Genomic DNA, 15,193 nt, shown 5'->3' on the forward strand with positions numbered 1-15,193 from the left:
GTTTTCCCCGATTCCGCAGAGCAGCAAGCCCGCATTCCCATGAGCAGCAGCAACGACAAGCCCACCCGCCAGTTCACCACCCAGATCGTGCACGCCGACCGCCTGGCCGGCACCGAATACGGCGCGGTGCACCAACCCATCCACACCTCCGTGCAATACGGCTACGACAAGGTGGAAGACCTGATCGGTGTGTTCCAGGGCACGCTCAAGGGCGGCTTCAACTACGCCCGCCAGGGAACGCCCACCACTGCAGCCCTGGAGTCCAAGGTCACGCAGATGGAGCGTGGCCAGGGCACCATCGTGTTCTCCACTGGCATGGCGGCCGTCTGCGCCGTGTTCCTCACCCTGCTCAAGGCGGGCGACCACCTGCTGGCCAGCCAATTTGTCTTCGGCAACACCAACAGCGTTTTTGGTACCCTGGCCGACCTGGGCATCGAAGTGACCACGGTGGACGTGACCGATGCGGCCCAGGTCGCCGCCGCCGTGCGCCCCAACACGCGCATGGTGTTCGTGGAGACCATTGCCAACCCCGGCACGCAGATCCCCGACCTCGAAGCCATCGGCACCCTGTGCAAGGAACGCGGCCTGCTCTACGTGGTGGACAACACCGTGGCCTCGCCCTACCTGTTCCGCCCCGTGACCGTGGGCGCGGGCCTGGTCGTCAACTCGCTGACCAAGAGCATCGGCGGCCTGGGCGATGCCCTGGGCGGCGCGGTCACCGACACCGGCCTGTTCGACTGGAGCAGCTACCCCAACATCTTCGCCCCCTACCGCAAGGGCGACGCCAAGGGCTGGGGCCTGCAGCAGATCCGCAAAAAGGGCCTGCGCGACATGGGCGGCATGCTCTCGTCGCAGGCCGCGCACCAACTGGCGCTGGGCGCCGAGACCCTGGCCCTGCGCATGGACCGCACCAGCACCACGGCCTTGGCCCTGGCCCAATGGCTGGAGCAGCACCCCGCGATTGCCCGCGTGCACTACCCCATGCTCGAATCGCACCCGCAGCACGCGATTGCGCGCAAGCACTTCAAGGCGGGTTCGTGGCTGCTGGCCTTCGAGCTGCGCGATGCCGACCAATGCCTGGCTTTTTGCAACCGCTTGCAACTGCCGATCAAGGCCACGGGCCTGGCCGACACGCGCACGCTCATCATCCCGGTGGCGCACACCATCTTCTGGGAGGCAGGCCCGGCCGTGCGCGCCAACATGGGCATTGGCGACGGCATGATCCGCCTGTCGCTGGGGCTCGAAGAGTTCGAAGACCTGCAGGCGGATTTCGCGCAGGCACTCGCTTGAAAACCCCTGGTGCCGGCTTGCCGTGCAAGCTGGCGCCAAGCTGGGCATGCTAAGGTTTCCTGAAATGCCAGGTGGCACTGACTGCCCCGGCCGCAAGGAGACAAACCCATGCACCTGGAGCCAACCGCCCTGGCGGCGCCGCGCGACCTGATCCCCCACGCCCATGCGCGTTCGGCCGCCTTCGGCCTGCGCGCGCAGGACGCCATGGATGCCATGCCCCTGGCCAGCGCCGACCTGCGCTGTGCGCTGCAGCGCAACCGCACCCTGGCCGACCATGCGCTGCCGGTGATGGAGACGCTCTACCACCAGATCGCGGGCACCCACAGCATGGTGCTGCTGACCGATCCCGAGGGCGTCATCCTGCACGCCCTGGGCGACGACGATTTCGTGGCCCGGGCCGACCGCGTGGCCCTGCGCCCCGGCGGGGTGTGGACCGAGGAGCGCAAGGGCACGAATGCCATCGGCACCGCACTGGCCCTGGGCCAGGCCGTGCAGGTGCACGCCGGCCAGCACTACCTGCGTGCCAACCAGTTCCTCACCTGCTCGTGCGTGCCCATCCTGGACCCGCAGGGCAGGGCGCTGGGCGCGCTGGACGTGAGCGGCGACCACCGCAGCCAGAGCAAGCACACCATGGCCCTGGTGCGCATGTCCGCCCAGATGGTGGAAAACCACCTCTGGAACCAGGTGCACGAGGACGCGGTGCGCCTGCACTTCCATGCCCGGCCGGAGTTCCTGGGCACGCTGGTCGAGGGCCTGGCCGCTTTCAGCCCCGACGGGCGCTTTCTCTCGGCTAACCGCAGCGGCCAGTTCCAGCTGGGCCTGTCGCACAGCGCGCTGCAGGCCCACACCTTTGGCTCGCTGTTCGGCGTGGACATGGGCCAGGTGCTCGACCACTGCCGCAGGGGGCACGCGGAGTCGCTCACGCTGCGCTTGCCGGGCGGCGTGACGGTGATGGCCCGGCCCGCGTACCGGCCGCAGGCCGAGCGCCTGTGGGTCGCGGGCCGGCCGGCCGAACCCGCGCGCGCCGCCGCCCGATCCTCCGGGCTCTCGGGCCTGCGCTACCTCAATACCGGTGACCCCGTGCTGGCCCTGGCCATAGCCCGCGTCACCAAGCTGCTGGGCCGCGACATCGCCACGCTGATCCAGGGCGAGACCGGCACCGGCAAGGAACTGCTGGCCCGTGCCATCCACCACGACGGGCCACGGCGCCATGCGCCCTTCGTGGCGGTGAATTGCGCGTCCATCCCCGAGTCGCTGATCGAGTCGGAGCTGTTCGGCTACGAGGAGGGGGCCTTCACCGGCGCGCGGCGCAAGGGCAGCCCGGGCAAGATCGTGCAGGCCCATGGCGGCACCTTGTTTCTCGACGAGATCGGCGACATGCCCCTGGCCCTGCAGGCCCGCCTGCTGCGCGTGCTGCAGGAGCGCAGCGTGGCCCCGTTGGGCGGCACGCGCCAGGTCGAAGTGGACATCCAGGTGGTCTGCGCCACCCACCGCAACCTGCGCGAGATGATGGCTGAGGGCAGCTTCCGCCAGGACCTGTACTACCGCCTCAACGGCCTGGTGGTGCGCCTGCCCGCGCTGCGCGAGCGCAGCGACCTGGCGGCCATCGTGCAACGCATCCAGCAGTCAGGAGCCGAGGGCGGCTCGCCACCGCTGCCCGTGTGCCCTGAGGTCATGGATCTTTTCGCGCGCTGCGCCTGGCCGGGCAACCTGCGCCAGCTGACCAATGTGCTGCGCACGGCGGCGCTCATGGCCGAGGGCGATACGGTCATCCGGCGCGAGCACCTGCCCGAGGATTTTCTGGAAGAGTGCGAAGAGGTTGCCGCCATGCCCCCAGGGCCTGCAGCGGCACCGGCTGCGCAGCCCCTGCAGGCCATCACCGCCGCCGCCATCGCCCAGGCCCTGGCCGCGCAGGGCGGCAATGTGTCGGCCGTGGCGCGTGCGCTGGGCGTGTCGCGCAATACCGTGTACCGGCACCTGCGCGCCCAGGTCGCGTGACCAACGTCCAGGTCAGCTGAACAGGCCCTGCATCTGCCCATAGGGGATCTGCCCCTGCAGCTTGTCCGATTCGCCGCCCTGCAGGAAATCGGTCGCCAGCTTCGCGGCATGGCCCCACAGCACCTGCGGGATACCGGAGCCCGCGCTGAGCCTCTTCACGCCCAGGGCCTGCAGTTGCGTGGCATTGGCCAGGCCGCCCCAGGCCATCAGGTTCAGCGGCAGGTCGACACCGGCCACGATGGCCTTGATCTGCCCAGCATCGGTGAGCCCGGGGACGAACAGGCCGTCGACGCCCGCCTTGCGGTACAGCTGGCCGCGTGCGATGGCTTCACCTGCCTGGCTGCCCTCATCGACCAGGCGCTGCAGCACCACGTCCGTGCGCGCATTGACGAACAGGTCCAGCCCGTCCTTGGCCAGCCGCTCGCGGATCGCCTCGGCCTTGCGCGCCAGCAGCTCGGGGGGCTTGCGCCCGTCTTCGAGGTTGATGCCCGCAACGCCTTCGCCCGCCAGGCGCGCGGCCAGGTCGGCGACCTGGGCCGGGTCGTCCGAATAGCCGTCTTCCATGTCCACCGACAGGGGCACCTTGAGCACCCGCACCAGGTTCTTCGCGTACGCCAGCACCACGTCGACGGGCATGGCGTAGCCGTCAGGGTAGCCCTGCGACCAGGCCACGCCGGCACTGGTCGTGGCGATGGCCGTCGCACCCAGGCTCTCGAAGAGCCGGGCGCTGGCGGCATCCCAGGCATTGGGCAGGCGCAGCAGGGTCGGGCTGGCATGCAGCGTGCGGAAAGTGGTTGCGGGTGCGGTCAAGGGGTCTCCTCCATAAGTCTTTACGCGAGCATACCGCCGTCGACCGTGAGCGCAGTGCCGGTGATGTACTGCGCCTTGGCGCTCGCGAGGAAGGCCACGGCGTGGGCGATGTCCTCGCCGCTGCCGTACTTGCCCACGGCGATGGGCTGGCGGATCAGGTCGGACAGCGGCCCGGCGGCCGGGTTCATGTCGGTGTCGATGGCGCCCGGCTGCACGAGGTTCACCGTGATCCCCTCGGGCCCGAGCTCGCGCGCGAGGCCCTTGGTGAACGAGGCCAGTGCGGACTTGGACATCGCGTAGATGCTCAAGCCCGGCCACTGCACCTGCTCGGCGAACCAGCTGCCGATGTGGATGATGCGCCCGCCCTGGCCCAGGTGGGGGATGGCCGCCTGGCTGGTGATGACCGGCGCGCGCACGTTCACGTTCAGGATCGCGTCGATGTCCGTCAGCACGGCGTCCTTGACCGGGCCCATGTGGAAGATGCCCGCGTTGTTGACCAGGATGTCGATGCCGCCCAGGAAGGCCACAGCCTTCTGTACCGAGGCCTGCACGGCCGCAGCGTCGGCACTGTCGGCCTGGATGGCGGTGCCTCGTCGCCCCAAGGCCTCGATCTCGCGGACGACGCCAGCAGCCAGGTCGGCCGACTTTTCATAGGTGATGGCGACGTCGGCGCCCTCGGCGGCCAGGGTCTTTGCAATCGCGGCGCCAATACCCCGGCTGGCCCCCGTGACGAGGGCGCGTTTGTTGGAAAGCAGCATGAATTACCTTTTTGTGTTGATCGACACAGAATGATTGCGGCATTGATCTTTGCTGTCAATCGATTTATTGTGTCGATCAACACAAAAATGATGAAAGGATGGATTCCATGCCGGTTCTGGGCCGACCGAGAGCGTTCGACCGCGATGCCGCCTTGCAGGCCGCCGTGGAGGTTTTCTGGCGCCAGGGCTTCCTGGCCACCTCGATGAACGACCTGTGCGCAGCCATGGGTATCCGCTCGCCCAGCCTGTACGCGGCCTTTGGCAGCAAGGAGGCCTTGTACGCAGAGGCCATCGGGCGCTACAGCGCAGCGGCCAATGAACTGATCTGGGACCATGTCGATGGCAGCGCCACGGTGCGCGCGGGCATGCAGAAAGCACTGCTGGCTGCCGCCGGGGTCGTGGCGGGCCAGGAGGGCATGCCCTCGGGCTGCATGGTGACGCTGGCCACGGGCGAGGAGTGCCCGGGCGGCTCGCCCGACACGGCCCGGCATGCCCGCGAGGGCTCATTGGCCAAGCTGCGCGCGGGGCTCCAGCGTGCGGCGGCTGCGGGCGAGTTGCCGCAGTCCACGAACATCGACCGGCTGGCGCGCTTCTACCTGGGCGTGGTGCAGGGCATGGCCATCCAGGGGCGCGATGGGGCCGACCTGGCGGACCTGGAGGACATGGCCCGGACCGCCATGGCTGCCTGGCCGGAAAAATGAAATCCCCTGGGCGCGGCGCGCGCCAGGGGGATTCGCGTCAAGCCACCGGGTGCAGTTTCAGCACATGCGACTCGTCTTCCGTGAACGGCCGCGAGCGGATCAGGAAGCGCAGGCCCGTGGGCCGCTCCAGCGAGAACATGCCGCCCCCGCCGGGCACCACGTCCACGGTGATCTGGGTGTGCTCCCACACCGCAAACTGCGGCCGGCTCATGTAGAAGGGCTCGCCGCCGATGTGGCCGAGCAGCACGTCCGAGTCGCCCACCAGGAACTCGCCGCGCGCAAAGCACATGGGGGCGCTGCCGTCGCAGCAGCCGCCCGACTGGTGGAACATCAGCGGGCCGTGCTGCGCGTGCAGCCGGGCGATGAGTTCCAGGGCCTCGGGCGTGGCCAGGACACGGGCTGGTGGGCCCGTGTCCTGGACGGGCAAAGCGGCTTCGTGGGCCAGGGTATCGGCCATGGGCTGCGGGCTCAGAAGAAGCCCAGGGGCGCCTGGGTGTAGCTCACCAGCAGGTTCTTGGTCTGCTGGTAGTGGTCCAGCATCATCTTGTGGTTTTCGCGGCCGATGCCCGACTGCTTGTAGCCGCCGAAGGCCGCGTGCGCCGGGTACTGGTGGTAGCAGTTGGTCCACACGCGCCCGGCCTGGATGCCCCGGCCCATGCGGAAGGCGCGGTTGCCGTCGCGGCTCCACACCCCGGCGCCCAGGCCGTAGAGCGTGTCGTTGGCGATCTCCAGGGCTTCCTCTTCGGTCTTGAAGGTGGTGACCGACAGCACGGGGCCGAAGATCTCTTCCTGGAAGATGCGCATCTTGTTGTGGCCCTTGAACACGGTCGGCTGGATGTAGTAGCCGCCGGCCAGGTCGCCCGCGAGGTGGTTGCGCTCGCCGCCGATCAGGCACTGGGCGCCTTCCTGCTTGCCCAGGTCGAGGTAGGAGAGGATCTTTTCGAGCTGCTCCTGCGAGGCCTGCGCGCCGATCATGGTGCTCTTGTCGAGCGGGTGGCCCTGCTTGATGGCGGCCACGCGCTTCAGGGCGCGCTCCATGAAGCGCTCGTAGATCGATTCCTGGACCAGCGCGCGGCTCGGGCAGGTGCAGACTTCGCCCTGGTTCAGCGCGAACATGGCAAAGCCTTCGAGCGCCTTGTCGAAGAAGCCGTCGTCGGCGTCCATCACGTCCTCGAAGAACACGTTGGGGCTCTTGCCGCCCAGCTCCAGCGTCACGGGGATGATGTTCTGGCTGGCGTACTGCATGATCAGCCGGCCTGTGGTGGTCTCGCCCGTGAAGGCGATCTTGGCGATGCGCGGGCTGCTGGCCAGCGGCTTGCCGGCCTCCAGGCCGAAGCCGTTGACGACGTTGAGCACGCCGGGCGGCAGCAGGTCGGCCACGATCTCCAGCAGCACCAGGATGGAGGCGGGCGTCTGCTCGGCGGGCTTCAAGACCACGCAGTTGCCGGCGGCCAGGGCCGGGGCGAGCTTCCATACCGCCATCAGGATGGGGAAGTTCCAGGGAATGATCTGCCCGACCACGCCCAGCGGCTCGTGGAAGTGGTAGGCCATGGTGTCGTGGTCGATCTCGCTGATGCCGCCTTCCTGCGCGCGGATGGCGCCCGCGAAGTAGCGGAAATGGTCGATGGCCAGGGGAATGTCGGCGGCCATGGTCTCGCGCAGCGGCTTGCCGTTGTCGATGGTCTCGGCCACGGCGATGGTCAAGAGGTTGGCCTCCATGCGGTCGGCGATCTTTAGCAGGATGTTGGCGCGGTCGGTGGTCGAGGTCTTGCCCCAGGCCGTTTTCGCCTTGTGGGCGGCGTCCAGCGCGGCGTTGATGTCCTTGTCGTTGGAGCGCGGGATGGCGGTGAACACCTGGCCGTTGATGGGCGAGCTGTTCTCGAAATACTGTCCGTCGATGGGGGCCACCCACTGGCCGCCGATGTAGTTGCCGTACTGCTTCTTGTAGGGGTTGGCGATGCCGAGGCTCGCGATTTCTGCCATGTTCATGCGTTTGTCTCCTGCGGTGGTTGGGTTGTGCCAGGCCCTGTCGTGGGGCCTGCAGCAGTAGATGGGCGCAATGCCCGTGCCAGCCGCAGCATGGGAGCGCTGGCAGCGCGCAAACCCAGCATCCATGCGGCTTTGGCCCCATCTGCCGCCAGCGCCCAGGCCGTGTGCACGGTGTGCCATGGCACAGCCCTTGTTCAGAAATGGAACAGCGGGCGGGACACTTGCGGCACACCACGGACCGCTGCCGGCGTGCAAAAAGCCACGCGTGGGGATGCCGCATGCGGTTGCAGGCCGCGGCTTTTGCCACAATGCGGGCATCGCCACCCGGATGCCCATGACCGCCACGCCCACCCTCATCCCCCCGACCATCGGCAAGTACCGCATCGAGCGCGAGCTTGGGCGCGGCGCCAGCGGCATCGTGTACCTGGGGCTCGACGGGTTCCGCGGCAAGCGCGTGGCCATCAAGCAGATGCACGCCCACCTGCTGGCCCAGCCCGACCAGGCCGAGCGCTACCGGCGCCTGCTGCGCAACGAGGCGGCCATGTCTGGCCGGCTCAAGCACCCCCACATCGTGCGCCTGCTCGACGCCGACGAGGACGCCGCCCAGCCCTACCTGGTGCTCGAATACGTGGACGGCCAGCCCCTGGCGGCCCATGCCCGGGCGGATGCGCTGCTGCCCGTGCCCCAGGTGCTGGACATCGCCTTCAAGTGCTGCAATGCGCTCGAATACGCCTACCGCGAAGGCCTGGTGCACCGCGACATCAAGCCCGCCAACCTGATGCTGGCCGCCAACGGCGACGTCAAGCTCACCGACTTCGGCGCCGCGCTGTCGCTGCGCAGCGATGCCACGCAGCTCTCGGGCATGGTGGGTTCGCCCTCCTACATGTCGCCCGAGCAGGTACGCGAGGAAGACCTCACACACCACAGCGACATGTTCTCGCTGGCCATCGTGGTGTACGAGCTGCTCACCGGCCGCCGCCCCTTCGATGGCGAGACCGACTTCGCCACGCTCTACAAGATCAGCCACGAAGAGCCCACGCCCCCGAGCCTGCTGCGCGTGTCGCTGCCCGGGCATGTGGACGCGGTGCTGCTGCGCGCCATGGCCAAGAAGCCGACCGACCGCTTTGCCACCTGGGGCGACTTCGCCCAGGCCCTGCTCGACGCCCACCGCGACCTGCCGCGCCAGCGCTCGCAGGACACCGAGGCCGAGCGCTTCGGCCGCCTGCGCGAGCTGCCCTTCTTTGCCGACTTCCACGACGTGGCGCTGTGGGAGCTGATGCGCCTGGGCAACTGGCGCCGGCTGGAGCAGGGCACGGTGCTCATGCGCGAGGGCCAGCCCGGCGACTCGTTCTGCATCCTCATCGAGGGCCAGGTGACCGTGAGCCGCCAGGGCTGGACGCTGAGCACCCTGGGCCCGGGCGTGACCCTGGGCGAGATGACCTACCTGCGCCCCGACAACCGCCTGCGCACGGCCACCGCCGTGGCCGAGACCGAGGTGCTGGTGCTCAAGATCCGCAACCCCGCGCTGCGCGAGGCGTCCGAAGACCTGCAGTCGCGCTTCGACAAGGCCTTCATCAAGCTGCTGGTGGGCCGGCTGGTCGCCGCCAACGAGCAGATCGCCGAATGGGACATGGTGGCCGGCCAGGTGTTCACGCCGGACGACGAGCAGGGCTGACGCTCTCCTGGAAACCCCGCAGCACCCACCGCAGCCTTGCGTGAAAGGCCGCAGCCAGCACCGCGCTGAGCAGCGCCGCCGCCATCCAGCCACCCCATGCGCCCCAGCCCAGGGCCGGCACGCTGGCGCCCAGCGCATCGAGTGACAACCATGCCGCCAGCGGCACGAACAGCAGCAGCGAGCACACGGTGTTGACGGTACTGGCCCAGCGCACGTCGCCCAGGCCGCGCAGGGCAAAGGCACTGCCCAGGTTGATGGCATCGAGCACCTGGTACGCGGCCACCAGCCCGAGCAGCGAGGTGGCCAGGGCCAGCGCGGCCTGGCCGCCGGCCCCGGCATCGCTGCCCAGCAGCGCCGCCAGCAGGGGCGGGCCGGCGAGCACCATGGCGGCGCCCACCAGGGCCATCCAGCCCGCCATCAGCCACAGGCTGGCGCGCACCAGGGGCGCTATCTGGTGGCGCTGGCCCGCTCCCATGGCATGGCCCACCAGCGTGGCACTGCCCGTGGCCAGGCCCAGCGCCGGCCAGAAGGCCAGGCCGGTGAGCGACAGCAGCAGCAAGGTGGCCGCACCCTCGGCGGGGCCGATGTGCGACATCAGGAGCTGGAACAACGCCATCGCCAGCACATCGGCCGCGGCGGCCACGCCGATGGGCAGGCCGGTGCGCAGCAGCTCCACGGTGCGGGCCCGCAGGGAGCCGAGGGACGATCTCCAGCCCGCGCGGGGAACCATGCCCAGCCCTGCCGCTACACCGACCAGGTTGGCCAGCGTGGATGCATGGGCAGAACCTGCGAGGCCCAGGCCCGCATCGAAGATCAGCCACTGGTTGAGCGGCACATTGGCCACGGCCGCCGCCAGGTTGGCCCCCAGGCTGGCCCGCGTGCGGCCCAGGCCGGCCAGGTAGCTCGACAGCGCAAACAGCAGCACCACCGATACCCCGCCCGCCATGCGCGGCTGCCAGTACTGCACGGCCTGCGCGGTGGACTCCGCGGGCAACTGCCACAGGGCAAACAGCCAGGGCCCGGCCCAGGCCAGCGCCCAAAAGCAGGGCAGGGTGAGCGCGGCGGCCAGCAGGCCCGCGGGCAGGTAGGCCCGTGCGGCCTGCACCTGGCCGGCACCCAGGGCCTGGGCCACCGGCACCTGCACGGCAAACGCCACGCCGCCCAGCCCTACGAAGACCGCCAGGTTCAGAAAGGTCTGCGCCCCCAGCCCGGCCAGGGCATCGGCCGAGATGCGGCCGGCGAACCAGGTATCCGTCACGCCGACCACGGCCTGCAGCGAGTAGGTGGCGATCAGTGGCCAGGAGATGGCCAGCAGGGCACGCACGGGGCCCCGGGTGGTGCTGCTTGCTTCAGCCATGGTCAGCCAGCCATGTACGGGTCCCAGAAGCCCTCGGCGGGCTCGGCCTGCTCCACGATGTCGAGCACCAGGCCCGACGGGTCGCGCACCTGGAAGCGCACCTGGCCCCAGGGCTCGTGCTGCACGGCGTAGACGATTTCCACGCCGGCCGCGCGCAGGCGGGCTTCTTCGCGGCGGGCATCGTCCACCTGCAGGGTCAGCAGCAGACCCTGGCCGCTGAAGACCTCGGGGCCTGGCGGGCGCGAGGGATGGTCGGGCGCCATGAAGGCGATGGACGCCGCACCGCCCTCGCTGCTGGTGCGCGACAGCAGCACGAACCACGAGGCTTCGAAGACCACCTCGAAACCCAGGTGCTGCACGAAGAAGTCGCGCGAGGCCTGGACGGTGGCCGTGGTGACCAGGGGATAGGCGGATGTCAGTTGCGAAAGGGGGGACGGGGTTGGCATGGTGGCTCCTGTTGCATCGGATGAACGCTGAGTACATACTGTCTGTATGTTCAATGAAATATAGATACGTACAGTCTGTATGTCAACAGGAAAATCCATTCCCAGCCCCGCCGCGGGCAATCGGCGCCTGGAGCAGGGCGCCCAGTCGCGCACCAAACTCATTGCGGCGGCGCGCGCGCTGTTCGAGAGGGACGGCTATGCCGCCACCTCCACCGAGGCGCTGCTGGTGGCCACAGGCCTCACGCGCGGCGCGCTGTACCACCACTTTCGCGACAAGAAAGACCTGTTCGTGGCCGTCTGCGAGGCCGTGCATGCCGAGCTCAGTGCCGCCATCGACGGGGCGGCCGATGCACAGGCGACCCCGCCGGACCAGTTGGTGGCGGGTGCATTGGCCTGGATCGATGCGGTGTCGCGGCCCGGCCCGCGCCAGGTGCTGCTGATCGACGGCCCCTCGGTGTTGGGCGCCCAGGCCTGGGCGGAACTCGACGGGCGCCATGGCTACCAGCAGCTGCATGCCGTGGTCGCCGAGATCCTGGCGCCCGCGGGCCTGGCACCGCTGGAGGTCGATGCCTGCGCCTCGGCCTTGAACGGTGCCATCAACGAGCTGGCGCGCTGGCTCGCGCGCCACCCTGCCGACGAGCACCCCGGCGCGCGCGATGCTGCCATCGCTGCGCTGCAGCGGGTGTGCGTGAGCGTGCTGCCGTCCGAAGGAAACGCGGGGAGGGGCGCCTGAGCGCGTCTATCCTTTGGCCTGGGCTTTCAGCCCCGCCAGCAGTTCGGCCAGTGGCATGGCCTTGGCAAACAGCCAGCCCTGCGCATGCCGCACGCCGCGCTCGCGCAGGAAGTCGGCCTGGAACTGGGTTTCCACGCCCTCGGCGATCAGGTCCAGCCCCAGCTTCTGCGCCATCTCGATGATGTGCGTGGTGACCGGGCTGATGGCGGCCTGCGCGCCGATGCTGGCGATGAAGATGCGGTCGATCTTGAGCGTGTCGATGTCGATGGATTCGAGCATGGACAGGCTCGAATAGCCGGTGCCGAAGTCGTCCATGGCGATGGACGCGCCGATCTGCCGGCCCGCCTGCAATGCGGGCCTGGCGGCCTCGACGTCCACCAGGCCGCGCTCGGTCACCTCCAGCATCAAGGCCCCCGGTGGCAGGTCCTGGGCGTCGAAGCGCTGCTGCAGGTATTGCACGGGCCCGTCGGCCACCAGGTCCTGGGGCGAGAGGTTCAGGCTGACGTGAAAGCCCGGGCTGGCCTTGAGCACATCGGGCAGGTCTTCGAGCACGCGGTCCATCACGTAGCGGGTGATGTGCGCCACTACGCCGGTGCGCTCTGCCTCGGCGATGAATTCGTCGGGCGGCACCAGGGTGGCGTTGGCCTTGCCGTTGCCACGGCGCCAGCGCAGCAGGGCCTCTGCGCCCACCCAGCGGCGGGTCTGCAGGTCCACGATGGGCTGGTACAGCACGAAGAACTCGCGCCGCCTGAGGCCCGCACGCAGCCGGGACCGGGAGGACAGCGTCCAGCGCGTGAGCGCCGCCACCCCCAGCGCCAGGGTGGCGCTAGCCACCAGCCCCAGCGGCGCCAGCACCAGCGCCTGGGCCGCCAGGCCCTCGTAGGCCAGGGCCTTGGGCGCGGCGGCCAGGGCCGCGATGTTGTTCTCCTGCGAGCTGCGAAACACGATGTGGTGCGTGTCGCTTTCCACCAGGCTGGGGGCGGGGGCCTGGTAGAGGTCCAGCCAGGCCTCCTGCAGCGGCCCGCGGGAGCGGATCAGTGCCTTGGGCGTGGTGATCGCCAGGCCCAGCGACACATCGGCATGCAGCACCGGCATGTCGATCACGATGCCGGGGTGGATGATCACCGCATGGCCGTTGCGCGCATAGATGTGGAAGGGCTGCTCGGGCGCGAAGGGCAGCCGCGCCCCGATCCAGCTGGAGATGCCCGAGGAGGTGACCATGGGCTTGCCGGCCAGTGCCACCGGACCGCTGCCCAGGGTGAGCGTGCTGCAGACCAGCGTCCCATCCACCACCGAACCCATGCCCTGCAGGTAGAACGAGGTGCCCACCATCTGCTGCATGCGTGCCAGGCTGGCCTGGCCGCAGGGTGGGCTGGGGTCCTTGTCGAGCTCGTTCAAGGCCGCCACCAGCTGCTGGCGCGAGGCGATGCCCCGGCGCAGCACCTCGTCCGCCAGCGACGTCAGGTAGGCCACCTGGTCATCCCGGGCCTTGCGCTGCGCCAGGTAGAGCGAGGCCGCGATGGGAATCAACGCCGCCAGCAGCAGGGGGACCGAGGCAACGACGTAGAAGCGTTTCATGGGTGCGGCGGTGAGGGGAGGTGCCTTGCAATGAGGGTCGATGCTGGCGTGTTTTGGGGTGGTGGGCAATCGGCCGTACCCTGCCATCGGATGGGTCTCAGTGTCCCGGATCGGCCTCTCACCTGGGCTCGAATGTTACTACTTGTTAATGGATAGGCCTGCTCCATGCCAGGTTTGACTTTCACACCATCAGCCTCAAGAACTTGGGGTGGTGCAGGTGACCTTCTTCGCTGCCGCATGGTCTTTCGTGAGAACCCATGTTCGCTGATTTGGCACCGACCTGGCCTGCGGGCTTTCACTGGGCCCTTGCGCGCCTATGGACCCCATCCAGCGTTGCGAGCACATGTTGGAGGTCAGGCCGGCCAGTTTCGCAACGTCGGATCGCAGCACCATCCGACCTTACCCCGACCTCACCCGGCTGTGAAGGCCTGTCGTCCGGGACTTACACGCGCGCCGGGGTGGGCACCGCGGTCAGCGCAGCGATCGAGGTTATGCAGAAATCCGCCACATCCGCGCCGCCGCCGCAGGCCGTGACCCAGCAGGTTGCCATCCCCAGCGCCTTGGCTGGAGCAATATCCCGCTCAAGGCTGTCGCCGACGAACAGCACATCCTGGGGCGGCAAGTCCAGCATACCCAGCGCTTGCAGGAGTAGTCGGGGGGAGGGCTTGATGGACCTCGTGTCCGAAGAGAAGACTTGGCATTCCAGCACGGGCGCGACCTTCGACCGGCGCAGCTCGGGCTGCCAGTGGTGGGAGGGCGCCCAGAGGTTGCTCACCAACCCCATCCGGTGGGACCGGGCCAGCGTGAGGAGCACCTGTGCTGCCCATTCCGGGACCACGCCCACCTCGTGCCTTGCAATGACAAGCTCCAGAAGCCGGGCCTCGTGCCTGGACGGTATGCTGTGTTTGGCAAGCGTCTCTCGCAGGGACGGGAAGTCGTCGACAAGGGCAGGGTTGGTGTAGTCGGCAAGAAAGCCCGCCACGGCTGCGCCAACGCAATGCGCAACGGCTTCTGCAGACAGCGCAGCGCCGCCCACAGCGCGGTAGGTGGCATCGAAGTCTTCGCCGGGCCCCAGGCGGTCGCCGCCAAACATGAACGTTTCGTTCATGTCGAACAGCAGGGCCTTGTAGCGATGGAGAGGGGGAACCATGGAGGCAATGGTGCCTGATCCGTGCCACAGGTGGCTCGCAAAGACGGGCCGCACCGGGCTGTGCGCTTTCCCTGATGTGCCCGCCACAAAACCCCTCGCTGGACAATGCGAATGAGAATGCATATCATTTTAATTGCCTGAGTACGCTACACCCGTCCACCGCAAAAGGCTCCCACCAGGAGCATTGCCATGGACCTGCGTCACGCATCCAGCCCTTCGATTGCCACCACCGCCCGGGACGCCCTGGCGCCCGAGCCCGCCACGCTGGCGCATTGGGAGCGCACGCTGCAGCGTGCCAATGCGGCGCTGCACATGGAACAGCCCGTGATGGCGCTGGCCTACCAGCAGCAGGCCTTGGTACTGGCGCTGCGCATCGTGCAGGCACCCCCCGCCGGCCGGGAGGACGACTGCATTGCCGCCCTGGTGGTCTCGCACCTGAACCTGGCCGACCTGCAGGCCGAAGCCGGCGCGCTGGACGCGTCTGCGCAGTTGCTGTGCAGCGTGCATGCCACGCTGCTGGGCCTGATGGCCGATGGCAGCCAGGGCACCGCCCTGCAGCGGGCGGCCTGGCGCCACAGCCGCGAATCCCATGCCGCGCTGCTGCGCCACGTGCAGGCCCATGGCCCGCACCCCGACACCACCGCCGTGCTGGCCGCCGCCTCGGGCGTGCTGCAGGGCACGGCGCATTGAGCTTTCCCGATTTTTTCC

Annotated in this window: 14 protein-coding genes; 6 read left to right on the forward strand and 8 right to left on the reverse strand. The window is 68.8% G+C overall.

Features of this window, described 5'->3' with window-relative positions:
• Window positions 1-39: 39 nt before the first annotated feature.
• Window positions 40-1,290 (forward strand): cystathionine gamma-synthase family protein, encoded by a 1,251-nt coding sequence (locus AC07PA_RS17340; protein ID WP_494607406.1) that lies wholly within the window; start codon window positions 40-42, stop codon window positions 1,288-1,290.
• A 108-nt stretch (window positions 1,291-1,398) separates the two neighbouring features.
• Window positions 1,399-3,288 carry a sigma-54-dependent Fis family transcriptional regulator gene (locus AC07PA_RS17345; protein ID WP_494607408.1) on the forward strand — a complete coding sequence of 630 codons (1,890 nt, stop codon included), beginning with the start codon at window positions 1,399-1,401 and terminating at the stop codon, window positions 3,286-3,288.
• 12 nt (window positions 3,289-3,300) lie between these two features.
• Here AC07PA_RS17345 and AC07PA_RS17350 read toward each other — a convergent pair whose 3' ends face one another.
• Both AC07PA_RS17350 and AC07PA_RS17355 read right to left on the reverse strand, forming a co-directional pair.
• Entirely contained in the window at window positions 3,301-4,098 is a 798-nt protein-coding gene (locus tag AC07PA_RS17350; RefSeq protein WP_494607410.1) for an isocitrate lyase/PEP mutase family protein, read from the reverse strand.
• A 20-nt stretch (window positions 4,099-4,118) separates the two neighbouring features.
• Window positions 4,119-4,856 (reverse strand): SDR family NAD(P)-dependent oxidoreductase, encoded by a 738-nt coding sequence (locus tag AC07PA_RS17355; RefSeq protein ID WP_494607412.1) that lies wholly within the window; start codon window positions 4,854-4,856, stop codon window positions 4,119-4,121.
• A 107-nt stretch (window positions 4,857-4,963) separates the two neighbouring features.
• Here AC07PA_RS17355 and AC07PA_RS17360 point away from each other — a divergent pair, with 107 nt between their 5' ends.
• On the forward strand, window positions 4,964-5,557 hold the full coding sequence (locus AC07PA_RS17360) for a TetR/AcrR family transcriptional regulator (protein WP_494607414.1): 594 nt from the start codon (window positions 4,964-4,966) through the stop codon (window positions 5,555-5,557).
• A 37-nt stretch (window positions 5,558-5,594) separates the two neighbouring features.
• Here the strand turns inward: AC07PA_RS17360 and AC07PA_RS17365 are convergent, their stop codons facing one another.
• Window positions 5,595-6,014 carry a DUF779 domain-containing protein gene (locus AC07PA_RS17365; protein ID WP_494607416.1) on the reverse strand — a complete coding sequence of 140 codons (420 nt, stop codon included), beginning with the start codon at window positions 6,012-6,014 and terminating at the stop codon, window positions 5,595-5,597.
• An 11-nt stretch (window positions 6,015-6,025) separates the two neighbouring features.
• Window positions 6,026-7,546, reverse strand: a complete 1,521-nt coding sequence (gene adh / locus AC07PA_RS17370; protein WP_494607418.1) for an aldehyde dehydrogenase — start codon at window positions 7,544-7,546, stop codon at window positions 6,026-6,028.
• Between the two features lie 334 nt (window positions 7,547-7,880).
• Here adh and AC07PA_RS17375 point away from each other — a divergent pair, with 334 nt between their 5' ends.
• On the forward strand, window positions 7,881-9,221 hold the full coding sequence (locus tag AC07PA_RS17375) for a protein kinase domain-containing protein (RefSeq protein WP_145696471.1): 1,341 nt from the start codon (window positions 7,881-7,883) through the stop codon (window positions 9,219-9,221).
• On the opposite strand, the gene AC07PA_RS17380 is transcribed toward AC07PA_RS17375, so the two are convergent.
• Both AC07PA_RS17380 and AC07PA_RS17385 read right to left on the reverse strand, forming a co-directional pair.
• The gene (locus AC07PA_RS17380; RefSeq protein ID WP_494607420.1) at window positions 9,196-10,578 is read right to left on the reverse strand and encodes an MATE family efflux transporter; all 1,383 of its coding nucleotides are present in this window, start codon (window positions 10,576-10,578) and stop codon (window positions 9,196-9,198) included. The two genes, AC07PA_RS17375 and AC07PA_RS17380, sit on opposite strands and share 26 nt — an antisense overlap.
• 2 nt (window positions 10,579-10,580) lie before the next feature.
• Entirely contained in the window at window positions 10,581-11,024 is a 444-nt protein-coding gene (locus tag AC07PA_RS17385) for a VOC family protein (protein WP_494607422.1), read from the reverse strand.
• A 79-nt stretch (window positions 11,025-11,103) separates the two neighbouring features.
• Between AC07PA_RS17385 and AC07PA_RS17390 the strand changes: the two genes are divergently transcribed.
• On the forward strand, window positions 11,104-11,757 hold the full coding sequence (locus tag AC07PA_RS17390; protein WP_494607423.1) for a TetR/AcrR family transcriptional regulator: 654 nt from the start codon (window positions 11,104-11,106) through the stop codon (window positions 11,755-11,757).
• A 6-nt stretch (window positions 11,758-11,763) separates the two neighbouring features.
• Here AC07PA_RS17390 and AC07PA_RS17395 read toward each other — a convergent pair whose 3' ends face one another.
• Entirely contained in the window at window positions 11,764-13,335 is a 1,572-nt protein-coding gene (locus tag AC07PA_RS17395) for an EAL domain-containing protein (RefSeq protein ID WP_494607424.1), read from the reverse strand.
• A 442-nt stretch (window positions 13,336-13,777) separates the two neighbouring features.
• Window positions 13,778-14,485 carry an HAD family hydrolase gene (locus AC07PA_RS17400; RefSeq protein WP_494607425.1) on the reverse strand — a complete coding sequence of 236 codons (708 nt, stop codon included), beginning with the start codon at window positions 14,483-14,485 and terminating at the stop codon, window positions 13,778-13,780.
• Between the two features lie 189 nt (window positions 14,486-14,674).
• On the opposite strand from AC07PA_RS17400, the gene AC07PA_RS17405 reads away from it, so the two are divergent.
• The gene (locus tag AC07PA_RS17405; protein WP_007858861.1) at window positions 14,675-15,175 is read left to right on the forward strand and encodes a DUF2753 family protein; all 501 of its coding nucleotides are present in this window, start codon (window positions 14,675-14,677) and stop codon (window positions 15,173-15,175) included.
• Window positions 15,176-15,193 lie beyond the last annotated feature (18 nt).

It is taken from the genome of Acidovorax sp. GW821-FHT09B03 (assembly GCF_059418305.1).